At 57.7% G+C, this 19,347-nt stretch carries 19 protein-coding genes, 1 tRNA gene and 1 pseudogene; 14 read left to right on the top strand and 7 right to left on the bottom strand.

All coding sequences use genetic code 11. The features are described from left to right. The first annotated feature begins 56 nt into the window (after nt 1–56). Nucleotides 57–1,211 carry a hypothetical protein gene (locus QE408_RS01605; protein WP_306927985.1) on the top strand — a complete coding sequence of 385 codons (1,155 nt, stop codon included), beginning with the start codon at nt 57–59 and terminating at the stop codon, nt 1,209–1,211. A 72-nt stretch (nt 1,212–1,283) separates the two neighbouring features. Here the strand turns inward: QE408_RS01605 and QE408_RS01600 are convergent, their stop codons facing one another. The 3 genes from QE408_RS01600 to QE408_RS01590 all read right to left on the bottom strand — a co-directional run bounded on the left by QE408_RS01600 (nt 1,284) and on the right by QE408_RS01590 (nt 5,298). Further along, nucleotides 1,284–1,517: a BolA family protein gene (locus QE408_RS01600; RefSeq protein ID WP_003516012.1), complete on the bottom strand. Its 234-nt coding sequence runs from the start codon at nt 1,515–1,517 to the stop codon at nt 1,284–1,286. Nucleotides 1,518–1,536: 19 nt separating this feature from the next. After that, the gene (purL, locus tag QE408_RS01595; RefSeq protein ID WP_306927969.1) at nt 1,537–3,771 is read right to left on the bottom strand and encodes a phosphoribosylformylglycinamidine synthase subunit PurL; all 2,235 of its coding nucleotides are present in this window, start codon (nt 3,769–3,771) and stop codon (nt 1,537–1,539) included. Nucleotides 3,772–3,885: 114 nt separating this feature from the next. Continuing rightward, the gene (locus tag QE408_RS01590; protein WP_306927967.1) at nt 3,886–5,298 is read right to left on the bottom strand and encodes an aminotransferase-like domain-containing protein; all 1,413 of its coding nucleotides are present in this window, start codon (nt 5,296–5,298) and stop codon (nt 3,886–3,888) included. Nucleotides 5,299–5,392: 94 nt separating this feature from the next. Between QE408_RS01590 and QE408_RS01585 the strand changes: the two genes are divergently transcribed. The 5 genes from QE408_RS01585 to QE408_RS01565 all read left to right on the top strand — a co-directional run bounded on the left by QE408_RS01585 (nt 5,393) and on the right by QE408_RS01565 (nt 7,782). Continuing rightward, nucleotides 5,393–5,686 carry a DUF1127 domain-containing protein gene (locus tag QE408_RS01585; protein WP_306927965.1) on the top strand — a complete coding sequence of 98 codons (294 nt, stop codon included), beginning with the start codon at nt 5,393–5,395 and terminating at the stop codon, nt 5,684–5,686. Nucleotides 5,687–5,908: 222 nt separating this feature from the next. Further along, nucleotides 5,909–5,983: transfer RNA gene (locus QE408_RS01580), tRNA-Glu, on the top strand. Between the two features lie 89 nt (nt 5,984–6,072). Next, nucleotides 6,073–6,648: a hypothetical protein gene (locus QE408_RS01575; RefSeq protein ID WP_306927964.1), complete on the top strand. Its 576-nt coding sequence runs from the start codon at nt 6,073–6,075 to the stop codon at nt 6,646–6,648. Between the two features lie 72 nt (nt 6,649–6,720). Then, the gene (locus QE408_RS01570) at nt 6,721–7,164 is read left to right on the top strand and encodes a VOC family protein (protein ID WP_306927963.1); all 444 of its coding nucleotides are present in this window, start codon (nt 6,721–6,723) and stop codon (nt 7,162–7,164) included. A gap of 75 nt (nt 7,165–7,239) precedes the next feature. After that, on the top strand, nt 7,240–7,782 hold the full coding sequence (locus QE408_RS01565) for a lipocalin family protein (protein WP_306927962.1): 543 nt from the start codon (nt 7,240–7,242) through the stop codon (nt 7,780–7,782). A gap of 85 nt (nt 7,783–7,867) precedes the next feature. Here QE408_RS01565 and tyrS read toward each other — a convergent pair whose 3' ends face one another. Then, the gene (gene tyrS, locus QE408_RS01560) at nt 7,868–9,121 is read right to left on the bottom strand and encodes a tyrosine--tRNA ligase (RefSeq protein ID WP_306927961.1); all 1,254 of its coding nucleotides are present in this window, start codon (nt 9,119–9,121) and stop codon (nt 7,868–7,870) included. A gap of 179 nt (nt 9,122–9,300) precedes the next feature. Then, the gene (locus tag QE408_RS01555) at nt 9,301–9,978 is read right to left on the bottom strand and encodes an alpha/beta hydrolase (RefSeq protein WP_306927960.1); all 678 of its coding nucleotides are present in this window, start codon (nt 9,976–9,978) and stop codon (nt 9,301–9,303) included. Nucleotides 9,979–10,189: 211 nt separating this feature from the next. Here QE408_RS01555 and QE408_RS01550 point away from each other — a divergent pair, with 211 nt between their 5' ends. From QE408_RS01550 to sufA, 8 genes and pseudogenes are all read left to right on the top strand, one after another. After that, nucleotides 10,190–11,359, top strand: coding sequence for a cysteine desulfurase family protein (locus QE408_RS01550; RefSeq protein ID WP_306927959.1), 1,170 nt, complete (start codon nt 10,190–10,192; stop codon nt 11,357–11,359). A 201-nt stretch (nt 11,360–11,560) separates the two neighbouring features. Continuing rightward, nucleotides 11,561–13,030: a Fe-S cluster assembly protein SufB gene (sufB, locus tag QE408_RS01545; RefSeq protein ID WP_306927957.1), complete on the top strand. Its 1,470-nt coding sequence runs from the start codon at nt 11,561–11,563 to the stop codon at nt 13,028–13,030. Nucleotides 13,031–13,084: 54 nt separating this feature from the next. Next, a complete protein-coding gene (locus QE408_RS01540; protein WP_306927955.1) occupies nt 13,085–13,426 on the top strand; it encodes a GIY-YIG nuclease family protein in 342 nt (113 codons plus the stop codon). Nucleotides 13,427–13,540: 114 nt separating this feature from the next. After that, a complete protein-coding gene (gene sufC / locus QE408_RS01535) occupies nt 13,541–14,296 on the top strand; it encodes a Fe-S cluster assembly ATPase SufC (protein ID WP_306927952.1) in 756 nt (251 codons plus the stop codon). A 24-nt stretch (nt 14,297–14,320) separates the two neighbouring features. Beyond that, nucleotides 14,321–15,592 (top strand): Fe-S cluster assembly protein SufD, encoded by a 1,272-nt coding sequence (gene sufD / locus QE408_RS01530; protein ID WP_306927950.1) that lies wholly within the window; start codon nt 14,321–14,323, stop codon nt 15,590–15,592. After that, nucleotides 15,585–16,838, top strand: a complete 1,254-nt coding sequence (locus QE408_RS01525; RefSeq protein ID WP_306927949.1) for a cysteine desulfurase — start codon at nt 15,585–15,587, stop codon at nt 16,836–16,838. Before sufD ends, QE408_RS01525 begins: the two co-directional genes overlap by 8 nt. Before the next feature lie 23 nt (nt 16,839–16,861). Further along, nucleotides 16,862–17,269, top strand: a complete 408-nt coding sequence (locus QE408_RS01520; RefSeq protein WP_306927948.1) for an SUF system Fe-S cluster assembly protein — start codon at nt 16,862–16,864, stop codon at nt 17,267–17,269. 110 nt (nt 17,270–17,379) lie between these two features. Continuing rightward, nucleotides 17,380–17,773 (top strand): annotated as a pseudogene (sufA, locus tag QE408_RS01515) (Fe-S cluster assembly scaffold SufA). A 68-nt stretch (nt 17,774–17,841) separates the two neighbouring features. On the opposite strand, the gene QE408_RS01510 reads toward sufA, so the two are convergent. Continuing rightward, nucleotides 17,842–18,777: an MYG1 family protein gene (locus QE408_RS01510; RefSeq protein ID WP_306927946.1), complete on the bottom strand. Its 936-nt coding sequence runs from the start codon at nt 18,775–18,777 to the stop codon at nt 17,842–17,844. Between the two features lie 74 nt (nt 18,778–18,851). Next, on the bottom strand, nt 18,852–19,334 hold the full coding sequence (gene greA / locus QE408_RS01505; protein ID WP_306927944.1) for a transcription elongation factor GreA: 483 nt from the start codon (nt 19,332–19,334) through the stop codon (nt 18,852–18,854). Nucleotides 19,335–19,347: the final 13 nt, after the last annotated feature.

Raw genomic sequence — 19,347 nt, 5'->3', positions numbered from 1 at the left:
AAGCGATCCTTTTGGGCTCTTCGCAACCTTCAGGTTTTGACCCCTTAGGCTCCTTCATGCCCTCTGTCTCGTCCCGTCTCGTGTTCTATTTTCCCGGCTTCGATCCGCTGGATGCTGCTGCCCATCATCGTCGCTACGAGCGCAGTGCCGCCCAATCCGGCAAGACCTTCGGGCTTGACTATACGGTCAGCCCTGTCGAGGAGGCTGAGGCTGGGAGCCGTATGGAGGTGGTCTCGATCTCCGACGGCCAGGAGACGAAGAGTACCATCTATATTCATGATCATAACAGCATCATTTCGGCCTTGAGAGCGCCTCCGATCTGGAAGCAGATACTGTTCGGCTTCAAAGCCGGGGTCGAGATCATCACCAGCGGCGCAGCCTTTCGATACTTTCGCCATGCCTGGCGTTTCGGCCTGTTTTTCCTCTTTCCCTATCTCCTGATCGTTACGGGTCTCGTCCTTGCGGCGTTGATCGCCGTCTTGCCGCTGCTGCTGCATGTTTCGCCGTTCCTCTGTCTTTTGAGCGTGCCGGCAGTATGGCTGTTCTTCTATAAGGGCGTCATCCCGTTTTCCGGGCGTTTTCACACCTTGCACCTCTTTGCCGACTGGCGGTTTGCACTCATGGTGGGCCGCGACGAGCCGGTTGCGCGTGCCTGGATCGAGGACAAGGCGCGGAGGATCCTGCTCGCGCTCGGACAGTCCTCTGATGAGGTACTCTTCGTATCGCACAGCATGGGAGCAAGCCTGGCGCTCGCGGTCGCAGGGCGTGTGCTGGAATTGAAACCCGATGCGTTCGAGGGACGCAAAGTTTCTTTCGTCACGCTGGGCGGTGCAGCACTCCAATGCGCTTTCGTTGGAAAAGCTGCGCGCCTTCGGCAAAGCATCGGCACGCTCGCGCGCCATGCTGAGGTCACATGGTTCGACATCCAGTGTCTTTCCGATCCGATCCATCTCTACAAATGCAACACGGCGCATCTGACGGGGCACGCGGATGCCACACAGCCCAAAATCGTGCGGATCAAGTTCAAGCATTCGCTTTCCGATGAGCGCTACCGCAAGAACAAGCTCAATTTCCTGCGCATGCATCGTCAATACGTACTGGGATCTGACCGCAAGTCCGGCTTCGATTTCACGCTGCTGACGGCCGGTCCGTTGCCAGCCGCCTCGTTCATAGGCCTGAAGTCTGACGAGCCAGCCGCCGCATTTCAATAACCGAAAGACAAAACGAAAAAGGCCTGCGTGATCAGCATCACGCAGGCCTTTTTGTCACTGAGCGAAAGACGCTTATTCGGGGGCGGAGGTCTGCAGCGCCAATGCGTGCAGGACGCCGCCCATATTGCCCTTCAATGCGTCATAGACCATCTGGTGCTGCTGCACGCGCGTCTTGCCCTTGAAGGCATCTGCCACGACTTCAGCCGCGTAGTGATCGCCGTCACCGGCGAGATCGCGGATGGTGACCTTTGCTCCGGGAATTCCAGCTTTAATCATGTCTTCAATGTCGCCGGGCTTCATGGGCATGGTGTCTACTCCTCAATTCTTATTCTGCTGCGACGAGTGTCTCGCCGTCCATGAACTGAGGGAACCACGATTCATAGGCATTGCGCAATTCTTTAATCTCGACCGCGCGCGCCGTACCCAGCTTTACCGAAGAGCCGCCGGTCTTGCCGATAATGGCGAGCGACACGCCAGCCGAAGCGGCTTGCGCCTTGACGGTTTCGAGATCGTACTGCTTGACGGTCAGCACATAACGGCCCTGATCTTCGCCATAGAAGGCCAGGATCGGATTGTTGCCGGACACCGCGTCGATCGTCGCGCCGATGTCGGCTGCGATCGCCATTTCGGCAACGGCGAGTGCCAGGCCGCCGGACGAGCAATCGTGAACCGCGCTTGTCAGACCCTCGGTAATGATGGTGCGAACGAAATCGCCGGTCTTCTTTTCGTTGTCCAGATCGACATGCGGGGCAGGGCCATCGATGCGGCCATGAATGTCGCGCATGTAAACCGACTGAGCGATGTGGGTGCCAAGCCCTTCGGGCGCGCCCGCCAGCAGGATGACCTCGTCCGCCGCAGCAAAGCGGATTCGGGCCATTTTCGACCAGTCTTTCAACAGGCCTACGCCGCCAATGGTCGGGGTCGGCAGGATGGCTTGGCCGTTGGTCTCGTTGTATAGCGAGACGTTACCCGACACGATCGGGAACTCCAGAACCTTACAGGCTTCGCCGATACCCTTGATGGCATGGACGAGCTGGCTCATGATCTCCGGCTTTTCTGGATTGCCGAAGTTGAGGTTGTCGGTTGCCGCCAGTGGCAGTGCACCGGTCGCGGTGATGTTGCGCCAGCATTCGGCCACTGCCTGCTTGCCGCCTTCGAAGGGATCGGCTTCGACATAGCGCGGTGTGACGTCGGAGGAAAAGGCAAGCGCCTTGGTGTCGTGGCCTTCGACGCGCACAACGCCTGCGTCGCCGCCCGGCAGTTGCAGCGAGTTGCCCTGGATCAGCGTGTCATACTGTTCGTAAACCCAGCGGCGCGAAGAATTATTGGCCGAGCCGACGAGCTTGACCAGCGCGTCTGCAACATCGGCGTCCGGAATGTCGTTTTCGGACAGCGGAGCGGAAACCTTTGCGGGTGTCCATGGACGGTCATATTCCGGTGCCTGATCGCCCAGTTCCTTGATCGGCAAGTTGGCGACTTCCTCGCCATTGTGCAGAACGCGGAAGCGCAGATCGTCCGTGGTCTTTCCAACGATGGCGAAGTCCAGTCCCCACTTGACGAAGATCGCCTTGGCGACCTCTTCCTTGGAGGGCTCTAGAACCATGAGCATGCGCTCCTGGCTTTCCGACAACATCATTTCGTAGGCAGTCATGCGCTCTTCGCGGACCGGAACCTGATCGAGGTTCAGCTCAATGCCAAGATCGCCCTTCGCACCCATTTCCACGGCGGAGCAGGTAAGACCGGCAGCACCCATATCCTGAATGGCGATGACCGCACCCGTCTTCATCAGTTCAAGGCAGGCTTCCAGCAGGCACTTCTCGGTGAAGGGGTCGCCAACCTGAACGGTGGGACGCTTCTCTTCGATGGACTCGTCGAATTCCGCAGAAGCCATCGTCGCACCACCGACGCCGTCACGGCCAGTCTTGGCACCGAGGTAGACAACAGGAAGGCCGACGCCCTTGGCTTCCGACAGGAAGATGGCATCGGACTTTGCCAGACCGGCTGCAAAGGCGTTGACGAGGATGTTGCCGTTGTAGCGTGGGTCGAATTCGACTTCGCCACCGACAGTCGGAACGCCGAAGGAATTGCCGTAACCGCCGACACCGGCAACGACGCCGGCCACGAGGTGGCGCGTCTTTGGGTGATCGGGAGCGCCGAAGCGGAGTGCATTCATTGCAGCGATTGGGCGCGCACCCATGGTGAAGACGTCACGAAGAATACCGCCGACGCCGGTCGCCGCACCCTGATAGGGCTCGATGTAAGATGGGTGGTTGTGGCTCTCCATCTTGAAGACGACGCAGTCGCCGTCGTCGATATCCACCACACCGGCATTTTCGCCCGGCCCTTGGATGACGCGCGGACCTTTCGTCGGCAGCGTCTTCAGCCACTTCTTCGACGACTTGTAGGAGCAGTGCTCGTTCCACATGGCGGAGAAGATGCCAAGTTCGGTAAAGGTCGGCTCGCGTCCGATCAGGTCGAGAATGCGCTGATATTCATCGGGCTTCAGCCCGTGGGATGCAACGAGTTCCGGGGTGATCTGAATATGATTTGGAAGTGTCATAGGTCTCACGGGGTTCGAGCCGGTACGGGAATTTCCGGTTCTTTACCCTAAGACATGCGCTCTTGCGACAGGAAAATGCCTTTGCGAGCCTTCAATTCAGCGTCTTGCGCACCTTTACTCGATGCTGTCGTAGCCGGCAGAACCGTTGTCGAGGAGCCGTCTTAGAACGCTGAGCCCGCGTTTCAACTCGTCATGGGTTTTGGGCAGCGAAAAGCTCACCCGCACACGATGGAAGATTCTGTCCGTCCGGGCCGGCTTGAACTCGTCTTCATCATCAATGAGGACATTCTCGTTCATTGCCGCGTTGCGAAACGTGCCGGAAAGCCAGGGTTCGGGGAGTTTCACCCAGACGAAAGCAATGCCCGGCGCGCTATTGAACTCCACGCCCTTCAAGGTTTCACTGACGATGCCTCGTCGCGCGTCGATCTCGTCGATACATCCCTTGCGGATGACATCGGCATCGCCGCTGATCACCAGCCGGGCGGAAAGCTCCGCCATCAGGAAGGGGATGCCGCCGGTCATCATCTTGTGGGCGACACGAATGCGTGTGACGAAGTTGGGCGGACAAGCCACCCAGCCGCCCCGTAAGCCGGCGCTGACAGATTTGGAAAGTCCATTGACCAGGAATGTTCTGTCTGGTGCGAGCTCAGCGATCAAGGGAAGCTCGTTCCCTGTCATCGCACCATAGAGATTGTCCTCGACAATCCAGACATTGTATCGGTGCGCGATCTCGACGATCGCTTTGCGGCGTTCAAGCGGAAGTGTCGAGCAGGTCGGGTTTTGACCCGCAGGCATCAGAAAGACGATCTTTGGATGCTGCTGTGCGCAGATCCTTTCGAACTCGTCCGGGATGATGCCGTCGGCATCAATATCCACAATCGAGATACGGCGGCCGGAAAGGGATGCCGCACGGCTGATCTGCGAATAGGTGACGGGTTCGAAGACGATGCGGTCACCAGGCGCAGTCATGGCGGTGATGATGCTCATCACACCCGCATGGGCGCCAAGCGTCGTGACGATATTTTCAGGCTTCGGAGACCATCCTTGATGAGACAGCCATCGGGCACCGGCTTCCGTCCAGAACGATGGGAAAGCACGTGTGTAATCCATGATCTCCGAGGGCTTGTCCTTGACGATCTCAGTCACGTGGTCGGCAATAATTCCTTGCTGACCATTGTCTGGTGCAGCGGTGCCATTGAAGGAGATCTGGCCGGGCGCTGCCATCGATACTCTGGTTCCGCCGAAGGGGCTTTCGACAGCCCTCTGTGTCGCTTCCCCGGGCTTTCGATCATTGACGTAGGTTCCGCGGCCTACCTCACCGCTGACGAGACCGCGTTCGTGGATGAGGGAGTAAGCACGACTGATCGTGCCGATCGTCACACCAAGGTCATAGGCGAGATTTCGTTGCGGCGGCAATTTTGTGCCGGGAGCCAGAACGCCATCTTCAATCGCTGATTCGATATGATCGGCAAGGCGAATATAAATCGGGCCGGAGCCGTCTGCGAGGTTTGGAAGCCAATTTGTCATGGTGACAATATATGCATTGTACCCGTTAATCTGTCAATTGTATTGATTGCACCGAAGATCAAACGGAAGGGCAGAGCGCCAGGCAGGTACAATCATGCGCAGGATGGAAGAATATCTAGCAATAGCGGAACAGGGTGGCATCGAGTCAGAGGTGACGACGTTCGTCCGTGATCGGATGACGCCCGCCAAGCCATTTGCGCCGATTGAAGCGCCAAGCTTTTTCACGCGCGTGTTCCGGCGGATGTCGTTCTGGCATGTCAAACGACAAAGTCGCCTCAGCCTTTACGATCTGTCTCCTGAACAGCTCGTCGATATCGGCCTGTCGCGTGCAGAAGCCGATCAGGAGTCGCGCAAGGCGCTTCTATCGAGCTGGACGCGCTCGCTTTGAGTACAGCTTCTCGATGTGGAAGCGTCGAGATGAGAAGCCCGCAGCACCCGTCCCAACCGGTGCAGCGGGCTTTTTGGTGTCGAACAAGCTTTTGTTTTGAATAGGCAATCCTTGTTTTCCAGGGCTTTGCGGTGGCGATGTCATTTTTTTGTCAAATCGTGCATTTTACCGCTTGCGGTATGGAAAAGCTCTGACTATAAGGGCGCCACAAACCAAGCGCACGCGCCCTTCGTCTATCGGTTAGGACGTCAGATTTTCATTCTGAAAAGAGGGGTTCGACTCCCCTAGGGCGTGCCACTTGGCTTTATACTCTCCCATAAAATAGCCTCTGACGATGTCTACTCGTAGCGCGTTCTGCCGCCTGCAAGAATAGCACGAGGACGCGCATGATTGCCCGATTGTTTCTTATCGGCGGACCATCCCACGCCGGAAAAACGACGCTGGCCGCTGCCGCTACGAATTATCTCAATTGTCGTTGCATTTCGACCGACAGTCTGGCGAAGCATCCCGGGTGGCCTTGGCGCCATGCGCCTGAGCAACCGCCACCGCATGTCGTCGAACATTATCGCGATTTGGGGCTGGATGAGATGATGCAATCTGTTCTCGCCCATTATCGTTCCATTTGGAGCCCCTTGGTGCTGCCGCTGATCGAGAGTGGCGAACATCTTGTTCTTGAAGGTTCCGCGCTTTTGCCGGAACTGGTTGCGCAGTTGGACATGCAGCGTGTACAGGCGACCTGGCTCGTGACTGTCGAGGGGCTGCTGGAGCGGCGGATCAAGGCAGAGAGCGATTACGATTGCCGCGAACCTGATGCACGGTTTCTGATCGACAAGTTCTCTCAACGTGCCATCGCGTTCAATCGCTTCATCGATCGCGAGGTGTCGCGGCTTTCTTTGCCAAAAATAGAGATTGGTCACGACATCGCGGTCGGCGAGCTTCTGTCCAGTCTTCTCCTGAAATAGGCCCGATAGGTTTTGCAGTTGACCCCGGTCTCAATTGCATGATGGTTGTGACCGTCATTCTGGGAGGATTTCGTGACATCGAATGTGCCGTTTTCGCTTGTGGGAATAGATCATGTCGTCCTGCTCATCGACGACATGGAAAAGGCGCTCGCCTTTTACCGTGAGGTTCTGGGTTGCCGACCGGGCTATTCCTACCCGGCGCTCGGCATGGAGCAGGTGTGGTGCGGCGCGTCGTTGATTGTGCTGTGGGACATCACTCATCCAGGCGGCCAAAAGGCCGCGCCGCCGGTGGCCGGTGGGCGCAACGTCGACCATATCTGCATCGCGACCGGCCCGTTCGAGCATAATGCCTTGCGAGCGCATCTCGAACATCATGGCGTGACCATCCAGCGTGAGGCAATGCATGGCGGCGCACGTGGTATGGGACATTCCTTCTATATCCACGATCCCTTCGGCAACTTGCTGGAGGTGAAGGGACCGGCGGAGTATCCGGATGGGCGTGCAACCGCGTCCTGATCTTCCTCACCATCTTGTTGATGCAACCGGTCTGTCAAGCGAGCGTTTCCTGCGACACTTTTGCGGAGAATCAGCATGCACACATTGCTTCGATGGGCCAGCGCAGGCCTCGTCTCATGCGCCTTGGGCATCAGCTTCCTTTCCCCTGCGCAGGCCGAGACGGCGAAAAAGCCAACAGTCGCTCAGACCGACCTGTCGCACTACCGCGGGAAGTGGCTCGAAATCGGCAGAACGCCCATGTGGCTCACCGATGGCTGCGTTGCTGGCTATTCGATCTACAAACCCGGCTCTGCGCCGGGTCAGGTGCTGGTCGAGGATGGGTGCCGCGGAGGCTCACCGACTGGCAAGCTCAAGACCGTCGAGGGTATTGGCACGGTGACGGACGCGAAGACGACTATGGCCAAGATGCGGGTTCGCTATCCGCTCTTCATCACCTTCAATTACTGGGTGCTTTACAATTCGCCGGACAAGACGTGGTTCATCAGCGCAACGCCGGATATGGAGAACCTGTGGATTTACTCTCGCTCCGTTCCATCTAAAGCCAAGCTTGCGGTGATGGTCAGGAAGGCAAAGGAACTCGGCTACGATACCTCGAAGCTCGAGTTTCCAGAGTTTTGAGTTATCAGATTTCAGGACTGCACGACCGTGTGGTCTGCAATGATCTGAGGGCCACTTTTGCGGCCCTCAGACTTCGGCAACCGGCTTAAGCCGGGCGCACCAGAATGTGCTTCTTCTTGCCAAGCGAAAGCTTGATGACGCCGTCTGCCGTCACTTCACCCGAGCCGATGAGCTTGCGCTCATCCGAGACGCTCTCATCATTGATGCGCACCGCACCACCCTGCACGTGACGACGGGCTTCGCCATTCGACGCGGCAAGACCGGCACGCACGATCAGCGAGAGGAGACCGATGCCTGCTTCCAGTTCTGTCTTCGGCACTTCGATCGATGGCAGGTTATCGGCAAGCGCACCTTCCTCGAACGTCTTGCGAGCGGTCTCGGCTGCCTGTTCCGCGTTTTCCCGACCATGAAGCATGGCGGTGATCTCGGTCGCCAAGATTTTCTTGACCTCGTTGATCTCCGAGCCGCCGAGCGCCGAGAGCCGAGCGATCTCGTCCATGGGCAGCGTGGTGTAGAGCTTGAGGAAGCGGGAAACATCCGCATCTTCCGTGTTGCGCCAGTACTGCCAGAAGTCGTAGGCCGATAGCATGTCGGGGTTGAGCCAGACAGCGCCATTGGCAGACTTGCCCATCTTCGCGCCGGAGGACGTGGTCAAGAGCGGTGAGGTCAGCGCGTAAAGCTGCGGCGTCCCCATGCGGTGGCCAAGATCGATCCCGTTGATGATGTTGCCCCACTGATCCGAACCACCCATCTGCAGACGGCAGCCGGTGCGCTTGTTCAGTTCCACGAAGTCGTAGGCCTGAAGGATCATGTAGTTGAATTCGAGGAACGACAACGACTGCTCGCGATCAAGGCGGGTCTTGACGCTCTCGAAGGACAGCATGCGGTTGACCGAGAAATGCCGACCGACATCGCGCAGGAACTCGAGATAGTTGATGTCACGCAGCCAGTCGGCGTTGTTGATCATCAAGGCTGGCTTATCCGCGCGATCGTAGTCGAGGTAGTTCGAAAACACCCGCTTGATCGAGGCGATATTGCTCTCGATCGTATCGATGGTCATCAACTGACGCGCTTCGTCCTTGAAAGACGGATCGCCCACCATGCCAGTGCCGCCGCCCATCAGCGAAATCGGCTGATGGCCTGTCTTCTGCATCCAGTGCAGCATCATGATCTGAATGAGGCTTCCTGCGTGAAGGCTAGGCGCGGTTGGGTCATAGCCGATATAGGCGGTCACGGTTTCCTTGGCGAACAGTTCGTCGAGACCTGCCTCATCGGAGATCTGGTGAATGAAGCCGCGCTCATCGAGCGTGCGGAGGAAATCGGACTTGAACCTGGACATAACCTTTTTCTTTCTGGGATTAGTCGTGACCTTCACTGCATTTCAGTGAACGGCAGCGGCTTTATCATTGTTTTTGGAAAATTACACCCGCTTGGGCCGCGAATGTTGACAGCGGGCACGTAGCCATCAGAACAAAAAAACCGCCGGAGGGCCGGCGGTTCTGAGGGGCTTATCGAGGTTTAGCGAATGCGCTTGGCCGCTGGCTCCGGGACCAATTCGCCATTCAGGCGACGGTCGAGATAGTCGCCGCATTCGTTCATCAATTCGTCCACCTTGCCGCTGAAGAAGTGGTTTGCGCCCGGTACGGTGCGGTGGGTGATCAGAATACCCTTCTGGGTCTTCAGCTTTTCCACCAGGCCGTTGACGTCCTTTTCCGGTGCAACCTTGTCGGCATCGCCATTGATGATCAAGCCGGATGACGGGCAGGGGGCGAGGAAGGAGAAATCATAGGTGTTCGGCTGCGGCGCAATCGACATGAAGCCTTCGATTTCCGGACGGCGCATCAGAAGCTGCATGCCGATCCACGAACCAAAAGAGTAGCCGGCGACCCAACAGCTTTTGGAATCGGGATGCAGGCTCTGTACCCAGTCGAGTGCGGACGCTGCGTCCGACAACTCGCCAGCACCGTGGTCGAATTCGCCCTGGCTGCGGCCGATGGAGCGGAAGTTGAAGCGCAGGGTCGTAAAACCGCGCTTCTGGAACATATAGAAGAGTTGGTAGACGATCTGGTTGTTCATCGTGCCGCCGAACTGCGGATGCGGATGAAGAATGATGGCGATCGGGGCGCTTTTTTCCTTGGAGGGCTGGTAGCGGCCTTCGAGACGACCTGCGGGGCCGTTGAAAATGACTTCAGGCATAGGTACTCCGGTCGGTTTTTATGTTTCTGACGCTTTCCCCGTGCAAGAAGACTTGACGTGGATGGTCAGCTTTTCTAAAACCTAGTTTAGAACTGTTCGAAACTTGCGTTCCGTGGCGCTGTTGGTGGTGTCATAAGGCAAGGGTGACGGAAATTTCAAGGAAAATGCGCTCTAAAGCGCGAATGATCGGGATAAAGGCACGATTTGCGCCATGGGCACAGCGGAGCGCACATATCTGGACTGGAATGCGACAGCACCTTTGCTGCCAGCAGTCCGCGATGCGCTTGTTTCTGCTCTCGATCTCTCCGGTAATCCATCATCCGTTCATAAAGAAGGTCGGGCCGTGCGCGCGGCTGTCGAGGCTGCGCGTCGGGATGTGGCAGCGCTGGTCGGTGCCGAGGCGTCCCACGTGGTTTTCACCAGTGGCGCGACGGAAGCTGCAAATCTTGTACTGTGCGCGCACTTTAAAATGGGCCGTGCACCCCTAAATATTAGTCATCTCTACGTATCTGCTATCGAGCATCCCGCTATCCGCGAAGGCGGACGGTTCAACCGGTCCGCGGTCACGGAAGTTCCTGTGACGGATCGGGGGCTCGTCGATATTGAAGCGTTGGAAAGCCTGCTTTCGCAGCACGACCGAGCATCCGGTTTGCCAATGGTGGCGTTGATGCTGGTCAATAATGAGACTGGAATCATACAGCCGGTGAAAGACGCAGCGCGGCTCGTTCATGCTGCCGGTGGTTTGCTCGTGGTCGATGCTGTCCAGGCGGTTGGCCGCATCCCCGTGGATCTCGCAGCGTTGGAGGCGGATTTCCTCATCGTGTCGTCACACAAGATCGGCGGCCCTAAGGGCGTTGGCGCGCTGATTTCACGTGGGGAAGTGATGATGCCTCTGCCGCTGATCCATGGTGGCGGGCAGGAAAAGGGTCATCGTTCAGGCACCGAGAATACGCATGCTATCCTAGGTTTTGGCGTGGCTGCGAGAGAAGCCTCGCGGATGCAAGAAGCGGAAAGCGCGCGTTTGGCGTCTTTGCGGGCGCGGTTGGAAGATGGTATGCGCGTTTCTGCGCCGGACGTGATTATCCACGGCAGCGACGTCGCGCGTGTCGGAAACACGACTTTCTTCACGCTTCCGGGGTTGAAGTCGGAAACGGGGCAGATCGCATTCGATATCGAAGGTGTCGCTCTCTCAGCCGGTTCGGCCTGCTCTTCCGGCAAAGTCGGGGAGAGCCATGTGCTGACGGCCATGGGGCAGGATCCGAAACTTGGCGCTCTTCGCATTTCGCTTGGGTACGCGACCAGAGAAGACGATATCGACAAGGCGGTTCACGCTTTTGGCAAGATTGCAGGACGGCGCAAGCTGTCCGGTCAGGCAGCCTGAGAGCTGTAATAAACTGCGAAATGTCAAAATTTCGCTTGCGGTGCGGTGGGAAAAACGCCAACCCGCTCTTAAATAAACGCATGAAAGCGCTGGCCTCAAATGGCTCTCGCATTTATGTGAAGCGCGAATGAAGGCGGGGGTTCCGTCTTGATACGTTGACAAGCCACCGGACCTTGTATCCGGCGAGATTGGAGAACGACAATGGCAGCGGTTCAGGAAACAATCGATCAGGTTCGCCAGATCGATGTGGACCAGTACAAATACGGTTTCGAAACAGAGATCGAAGTCGACAAGGCGCCGAAAGGCCTGTCGGAGGAAGTGATCCGTTTCATTTCCGCCAAGAAGCAGGAGCCTGAATGGCTGCTTCAATGGCGCCTTGACGCCTATCAGCGTTGGCTGACGATGGAAGAGCCCACTTGGGCACGCGTCAATTATCCCAAGATCGACTTTAACGACCTTTATTACTATGCCGCGCCTAAGAGCACGCCCGGCCCCAAGTCGCTTGAAGACGTCGATCCTGAGTTGCTGAAGGTCTATGAAAAGCTCGGTATTCCGCTGAAGGAACAGGAAATCCTGGCCGGCGTCGAGAACCGACGCGTGGCTGTTGATGCGGTGTTCGACTCGGTTTCCGTCGTCACCACCTTCAAGGAAGAGCTGAAGAAGGCGGGCGTGATCTTCATGTCCATCTCGGAAGCCGTGCGTGAGCATCCGGAACTGGTGAAGAAGTATCTCGGTTCCGTCGTGCCGACGACCGACAACTTCTATGCAACGCTGAACTCCGCAGTCTTCACCGACGGTTCCTTCGTGTTCATTCCAAAGGGTGTGCGTTGCCCGATGGAGCTTTCCACCTATTTCCGCATCAATGAGAAGAACACGGGCCAGTTCGAGCGCACGCTGATCATTGCGGAAGAAGGCGCCTATGTTTCGTATCTCGAAGGCTGCACTGCACCTCAACGGGATGAAAATCAGCTTCATGCCGCCGTTGTCGAACTCGTTGCGCTCGATGACGCCGAGATCAAATACTCCACCGTCCAGAACTGGTATCCGGGCGACAAGGAAGGCAAGGGCGGCATCTACAACTTCGTGACCAAGCGCGGCGATTGCCGCGGTCATCGCTCGAAGATCTCCTGGACGCAGGTCGAAACCGGTTCTGCTATCACGTGGAAGTACCCATCCTGCATTCTGCGTGGCGACGACAGCCGTGGCGAGTTCTACTCGATCGCTGTCTCCAACGGTTACCAGCAGGTCGATTCCGGCACCAAGATGATCCATCTCGGCAAGAACACGTCGAGCCGCATCATCGCTAAGGGTATCGCGGCAGGCTTCTCGGAAAACGTCTATCGCGGCCAGGTCTCGGCCCATCGCAAGGCGACCAATGCGCGCAACTTCACGCAGTGCGACAGCCTTCTGATTGGCGACAAGTGCGGGGCACATACCGTGCCTTACATCGAGGCGAAAAATGCCTCTGCGCATTTCGAACACGAAGCAACGACGTCCAAGATTTCCGAGGATCAGCTGTTCTACTGCTTGCAGCGCGGCATTCCGGAAGAAGCCGCGATCGCTCTGATCGTCAACGGCTTCGTCAGGGAAGTCATTCAGGAACTGCCGATGGAATTTGCTGTCGAAGCGCAGAAGCTGATCGGCATCTCGCTGGAAGGTTCTGTGGGTTGATTTAGAACGTCATCCTCGGGCTTGTCCCGAGGATCTGCTGGTGCGGATGTTGGAATGGTTGGCTTCGTCTACATGATGTCCGACAAGCCGCGCGGGGTGATTTACACAGGTGTCACGAGCGATTTGGCTGGGCGTGTGTGGGAACATCGAAACGCGGTTCGGAAGGGCTATACGGAGAAGTATCAGGCTAAGAATCTCGTTTGGTTTGAGACCCATCCGAACATCGTTCTGGCCATCCAGCGCGAGAAATCGTTGAAGCGCTATCTTCGGGAATGGAAGATGAGATTGATAGAAGAGTTGAACCCAACTTGGCTCGATCTCTACGAGCGTATTGACGAAATCGAGAATGCTTATATGCCGCACAAAAATACGCTAGCGTCGCGTGACTACAATTGACGTGATTAGATCCTCGGGACAGGCCCGAGGATGACGGATGTAAATGTTGAGCTAAGCCGGTAGAACGGCCTCCGAGGCGGTCCTTGAAGCCGCACTACGAACAGGAATTGAAACATGCTTGAAATCATCGACCTGCACGCAAAGATCGCCGATACCGAAACCGAGATCATCAAGGGTCTGAACCTGAAGGTTGCCGCCGGCGAAGTCGCGGCCATCATGGGGCCAAACGGCTCCGGCAAGTCCACGCTGTCCTATATTCTTTCGGGCCGCGAAGACTACGAAGTGACCTCCGGCGACATTCTCTACAATGGTGAGAGCATTCTGGAGCTTGACGCTGCCGAACGCGCCGCCAAGGGTGTCTTTCTTGCCTTCCAGTACCCGGTCGAAATTCCAGGCGTTGCGACCATGCAGTTCCTGAAGGTTGCGATGAATGAGCAGCGTAAAGCACGCGGCGAGGCTGAACTCACCACCCCCGACTTTATCAAGAAGGTGAAGGAAGCGGCTGGCGATCTGAAGATCGACATGGAGATGCTGAAGCGTCCGCTCAATGTCGGTTTCTCCGGCGGTGAGAAGAAGCGTGCGGAAATCTTGCAGATGGCGCTGCTCGAGCCGAAGCTTTGTGTTCTGGACGAAACGGACTCAGGCCTCGACATCGACGCGCTGAAGATCGTTGCCGATGGCGTCAACGCGCTGAAGTCTCCGGACCGCGCGACCGTCGTCATCACCCATTATCAGCGCCTGCTCGATTACATCGTGCCGGACAGCGTCCATGTCCTTTACAAGGGCAAGATCATCCGTTCGGGCGACAAGTCACTGGCGCTGGAACTGGAAAACAATGGTTACGCCGACATCATCGGTGAAGCGGCCTAATCAACGGGCCAGGAGACCATGTCCATGAATATTCAAACGACAAACCGGCTGACACCTGCGGAAACCGCACTGGTGGAAGCCTTCACGGCCAAGTTCAGCGAGCTTCCCGGCAATGGCGATGTCGTTGCTGCGCGTGACGTGCTGTTCGACGATTTGAAGACTGCCGGTCTTCCCACGCGCCGTATCGAGGCTTGGCACTACACCGATATGAAGAGCCTGCTGCGCAGCATTCCTGATGATGCTTCTGCGCCGCTGATCGAAAAGCGTGATCCGGCTGTTGCCGGTTCTCAGGCGGTCTATTTGCTCCACGGCAAGGCCGTGGACGCCGAGATTGCCGGTTTCGAAATCGGGAACTATGCCGAGAGCCTTCTGGACGGCACAGCCGCCGCCGCACTCGTTGCCGCCGACAAGGACGACATGATCGGCCGCCTGAATGGCAGCTTCGTTCGGGATGGTTATTCTGTGACTGTACCGGATGAGGCCGATATCGAGCAGCCGCTTGAGCTTCAGATCATCCACGGCGCTGGGCAGGTGCACACCCGTTCGCCGGTTCGCTTCGGCAAGGGATCGAAGGCTACGATTATCGAGCGTCATCTGTCGGTTGCGACGGAAGCGGCGCTCGTTTCGCACGTGACCGATCTCGAGGTTCAGGACGGCGCGGAAGCCACTTACATCCTTCTGCAACAGCAGGGTGCGGCCGATACGCATCTGGCTCAGCTGCGCATCAAGCTTGGTGCGGAGGCAAATCTTCGGCTCTTCATCATCAATGCCGGTGGCAAGCTGGTCCGCCAGGAACTGCGCATCGACGTCGAAGGCGAGGGCACCGATCTTTCGGTGCGCGGCGTCAATCTGCTCGGTGGTGAAACCCACACCGATGTGACGATGGTTCTCGGCCACAATGTGCCGAACACGACATCGACGGAAATCTTCCGCAACGTCGTTTTCGATCGCGCCAAGGGTATCTTCCAAGGCATGATCCGGGTTGCGCCCGATGCCCAGAAGACCGACGCAAAGATGGCGTGCAACACGCTGCTGATGTCCGACGAAGGCGAGTTTTCGGCAAAGCCTGAACTTGAAATCTTCGCAGACGACGTTCAGTGCGGCCATGGTGCGACGGTTGCCGATATCAGCGACGTACACCTTTACTACCTGATGGCGCGTGGTGTACCCCGAGCGAAGGCGCGTGCCATGCTGGTCAACGCATTCGTTGCGGAGATTGTCGAAGAACTTGAAGATGACAAGCTGGTAGAGGCGCTGGAAGGCATCATCTCCAGCTGGCTGGACGCTCATGCCTGATAATAGCGAACGCGCCATCGCGGCAGCCCCCTACGACGTTGAAGCCGTGCGCAAGGATTTCCCGATCCTGTCGCGCGATGTCTATGGAAAGCCGCTTGTCTATCTGGACAATGGTGCGTCCGCACAGAAGCCGCAGGTGGTCATCGACGCGGTGTCGCATGCCTATTCGAACGAGTACGCCAATGTGCATCGCGGCCTGCACTTCCTCTCCAATGCGGCGACGGATGCGTACGAAGCGTCGCGCGAAAAGGTGCGACGCTTTCTGAATGCCGGCTCGGTGGATGAAATCGTCTTCACCAAGTCGTCCACTGAGGCGATCAACACGGTCGCCTATGGTTACGGGATGCCGAAGATCGGCGAGGGCGATGAGATCGTCATCTCGATCATGGAGCACCACTCCAATATCGTGCCATGGCACTTCATTCGCGAACGCCAGGGCGCGAAGCTCGTCTGGGTGCCGGTTGACGACGAGGGGGCTTTCCACATTGAGGCTTTTGAAAAAAGCCTGACGGAACGCACCAAGCTGGTTGCCATCACCCATATGTCCAATGCGCTCGGCACCATCGTGCCGGTCAAGGAAATTTGCCGCATCGCCCATGAGCGCGGCATCCCCGTGCTGATCGATGGCAGCCAGGGTGCGGTTCATATGCCGGTCGATGTCCGCGACATCGATTGCGACTGGTATGTGATGACGGGTCACAAGCTCTACGGTCCATCCGGGATCGGGGTTCTCTATGGCAAGGCCGATCGCTTGAAAGAGATGCGCCCGTTCCAGGGCGGCGGGGAAATGATCCTCGACGTGTCTGAGGATGAGATCACCTATAACGAGCCTCCACATCGTTTCGAGGCGGGCACGCCGCCAATCGTTCAGGCCATCGGTCTTGGCTACGCGCTGGACTATATGGACAATCTCGGGCGTGCGGCGATCGCTGCGCATGAGGCAGATCTCGCCGCCTACGCCGCTGAGCGTCTGCGTGACATCAACTCACTGCGCATCATCGGCAACGCACCGGGCAAGGGTGGCATCTTCTCCTTCGAGCTCGAAGGCATCCATGCCCATGATGTCTCGATGGTCATCGACCGCCGCGGCGTTGCCGTCCGTGCCGGCACCCATTGCGCCATGCCACTCTTGAAACGCTTTGGCGTGACCTCCACATGCCGAGCATCGTTCGGGCTATACAACACGCGCGCCGAAGTGGATGCACTGGCCGAAGCGCTCGACTATGCCCGCAAATTCTTCGCCTGAGATCGGAATTGAGGATCAGGACCATGAGCACCGATACAACTGAACAGCCGCAGGATCTGGCACAATCGCCTGCTGAAGAGGCTGCATCCGTCCCTGCCAAGGCCTCCAGCATCTCGCCGGATGAACTGGCGCGCCTCAGCGACGACGTGATCGCCGCGCTGAAGACCGTCTATGATCCCGAGATCCCGGCCGACATCTTCGAGCTTGGGCTCGTCTACAAGATCGACATCGAAGATGACCGCATGGTCAAGATCGTCATGACGCTGACAGCACCTGGCTGCCCGGTGGCCGGTGAAATGCCGGGCTGGGTGGAAAACGCGGTCGGTGCGGTTGAGGGCGTATCGGGCGTGACGGTGGAAATGACCTTCGATCCGCCATGGACGCCAGACCGCATGTCGGAAGAAGCGCAGGTTGCGGTCGGCTGGTACTGAGTGCGGTCGATTAGACGATCGGCAGCTCTTGATACCATCTCGACGTAAGACTAGATTTAAATCCATAAACATCGGGCCTTGAACCCGACTGTCGAAGGAGTGACAAGCCTATGGGCTTTGCAGTGATGACCATGACGGAGGAAGGCAGCCGCCTCTCGTGTCAAAGCGATCGTCGAAAATTCAGGTCCTGATGCTAAAGGCGTGCGCGTCGGTATCAAGAAGGGCGGCTGCGCGGGGATGGAGTACACCATCGATCTCGTAACGCAGCCTGATGCCAAGGACGATCTGATCGAGCATGACGGCGCGAAGGTCTGGGTCCAGCCGTCCGCGGTTCTTTATCTCCTCGGCACGCAGATGGACTTTGAAGTCACCAAGATGCGCTCCGGCTTTACGTTCAATAATCCGAACCAGACCTCGGCTTGCGGCTGCGGTGAATCCGTCGAGCTGAAGGCGGCAGATCTTGCAGCACTCGCCAAGCAGCGTGAGGCAGCAGAAAACGCCTGATCTCCGCCCAACGGCATTGCGGTGCTTGTCGTCAAGCACCGCGTTATTTCATTTTCCAGAAAAGATATTCAAGCGGATTGCCGCTCTAAGAGGGCTTCCTGCGTGGCGATCTCAGCCATCGTCATTGCGGCTTCTCGTGTCTTGGCGGCGGCGATGAAGCGGCCATTGTGACAGAACGTTGCGCCTTCGACGCCGCTCGCCCGCTCCAGATCGCTATTGGTCAAACCCGCCCAGGAAACAGGCAAATCGGCGCGAAGTTCGAAGCCTTCTTCGGCGCGGCGGATGCCTGTGACGCACCAATCCTTGTCACGCGGATGAACGACGAATAGGAGGTGGTCGGCGCCGGCCTTGACGATTGCGGGGCGGAAGGGCATCCCGATCGGCAATTCCAGAATACGGCTTTCGCCGGTTTGTTCTATGGCTTTCAGAACGAGCGTCTCTGCCCTGAGCTTTGCGGCCTTCTTCTCGATCCCCGCTTCAACAAAGGCGCGAGCGATCGCCAGCGCGTTGTGGAAGGCTGCGTCGTCAGCGCCCGGTTCACGGTTGTCGAATGAGGGCTTCAGCGTTTCCAAGAGCGACGGCAAGGTCAGACCGGCGAGTTCTCCGGCAATCGCAGGGCTCAGAGCGCCATTGTCCGTAAGGTCGATCGGCAGCACGAAGCTCTTGTCGAAAGACGCGTGAACGTCTTCGATATCGGCGGCAGGAACGTTAAGCGCTGCCAGATAATCACGACCGTAATGTTTCCACACGAGCCCAAATGAGCTGTAGGGCTGGCCGTCGTCACGCAGAGGCGCGCCGCGCTGGTGGTGATCGAAGATGTGTGCCTGTGCATCATAAGCGCCACCGACATCATAGATGATCCGGTCTTGCGCTGGCGTGATCCACTCCGGCGCGCGGCTGCGAACGATCTTGGCAATTGGATAAAGCCGGGTGAGAATGACGCTGGAAAGCAGTTCATCGGCGTGGAAGCCGCCGGAATGAGTGACGAGGAATTCCACCGCCATGCGCAGTAAACCTTTTGCTGAAAGTCAAGTCACTCGGCAGTTACCCGTTATTTTGACCTCCTGCAACTGGCGGCTTATTGAATGGCGGTAATTTCCAACTCTTGCCCGCTGACAGTGGCGATATCGCCAACGGCTTTGCCATTCAAAGCGCGAGCGACAGGAGATACGTAGGAGATAGACCCGGCCTTGGGGTCTGCCTCGTCTTCGCCGACGATACGGTAGGATTGCACGCGTCCATCTTCGCGCGTGAAGGTCACGGTGCTGCCAAACGAGACGATGTCGTTGCTCTCGGGTGCGGGCATCACCTGCGCCGTGCGCAAGCGCTCGGCCAGATACCGGATATCGCGCAGGTGTGGCGCGGTCTGGCGTCTGCGTTCGTTGATATCCTCAACCGCGTTGGCAGCTTCGTGCGCGGCACGGGCAGCCTTCATCTGGTCTTCAAGCGCCTTGAGACCCGCTTCGGTGACGAGATTGGGATGTTGAGAGATCGGGCGATCCGGCAGCTGGGTCTCCGCTGCGGTCTCCGCACTTTCTTCCTTTACAAAGGCAACGCTCACGGTCCAACTCCCT

This window comes from Agrobacterium larrymoorei, assembly GCF_030819275.1.
Lineage (GTDB): Bacteria > Pseudomonadota > Alphaproteobacteria > Rhizobiales > Rhizobiaceae > Agrobacterium > Agrobacterium larrymoorei_B.
Note: the sequence above shows the minus strand (reverse complement) of the source record. Positions and strands in the feature narration are given on the sequence as shown.

Excerpts from the sequence above, each read along its gene's own strand:
- QE408_RS01605 (WP_306927985.1), top strand. The coding sequence starts at position 57 with ATGCCCTCTGTCTCGTCCCGTCTCGTGTTCTATTTTCCCGGCTTCGAT.
- QE408_RS01550 (WP_306927959.1), top strand. The coding sequence starts at position 10,190 with ATGGGCACAGCGGAGCGCACATATCTGGACTGGAATGCGACAGCACCT.
- QE408_RS01555 (WP_306927960.1), bottom strand. The coding sequence starts at position 9,978 with ATGCCTGAAGTCATTTTCAACGGCCCCGCAGGTCGTCTCGAAGGCCGC.
- QE408_RS01585 (WP_306927965.1), top strand. The coding sequence starts at position 5,393 with ATGCGCAGGATGGAAGAATATCTAGCAATAGCGGAACAGGGTGGCATC.
- QE408_RS01600 (WP_003516012.1), bottom strand. The coding sequence starts at position 1,517 with ATGCCCATGAAGCCCGGCGACATTGAAGACATGATTAAAGCTGGAATT.
- sufC (WP_306927952.1), top strand. The coding sequence starts at position 13,541 with ATGCTTGAAATCATCGACCTGCACGCAAAGATCGCCGATACCGAAACC.
- QE408_RS01575 (WP_306927964.1), top strand. The coding sequence starts at position 6,073 with ATGATTGCCCGATTGTTTCTTATCGGCGGACCATCCCACGCCGGAAAA.
- QE408_RS01590 (WP_306927967.1), bottom strand. The coding sequence starts at position 5,298 with ATGACAAATTGGCTTCCAAACCTCGCAGACGGCTCCGGCCCGATTTAT.
- QE408_RS01520 (WP_306927948.1), top strand. The coding sequence starts at position 16,862 with ATGAGCACCGATACAACTGAACAGCCGCAGGATCTGGCACAATCGCCT.
- QE408_RS01525 (WP_306927949.1), top strand. The coding sequence starts at position 15,585 with ATGCCTGATAATAGCGAACGCGCCATCGCGGCAGCCCCCTACGACGTT.
- QE408_RS01565 (WP_306927962.1), top strand. The coding sequence starts at position 7,240 with ATGCACACATTGCTTCGATGGGCCAGCGCAGGCCTCGTCTCATGCGCC.
- sufB (WP_306927957.1), top strand. The coding sequence starts at position 11,561 with ATGGCAGCGGTTCAGGAAACAATCGATCAGGTTCGCCAGATCGATGTG.
- purL (WP_306927969.1), bottom strand. The coding sequence starts at position 3,771 with ATGACACTTCCAAATCATATTCAGATCACCCCGGAACTCGTTGCATCC.
- QE408_RS01510 (WP_306927946.1), bottom strand. The coding sequence starts at position 18,777 with ATGGCGGTGGAATTCCTCGTCACTCATTCCGGCGGCTTCCACGCCGAT.
- tyrS (WP_306927961.1), bottom strand. The coding sequence starts at position 9,121 with ATGTCCAGGTTCAAGTCCGATTTCCTCCGCACGCTCGATGAGCGCGGC.
- sufD (WP_306927950.1), top strand. The coding sequence starts at position 14,321 with ATGAATATTCAAACGACAAACCGGCTGACACCTGCGGAAACCGCACTG.
- QE408_RS01540 (WP_306927955.1), top strand. The coding sequence starts at position 13,085 with ATGGTTGGCTTCGTCTACATGATGTCCGACAAGCCGCGCGGGGTGATT.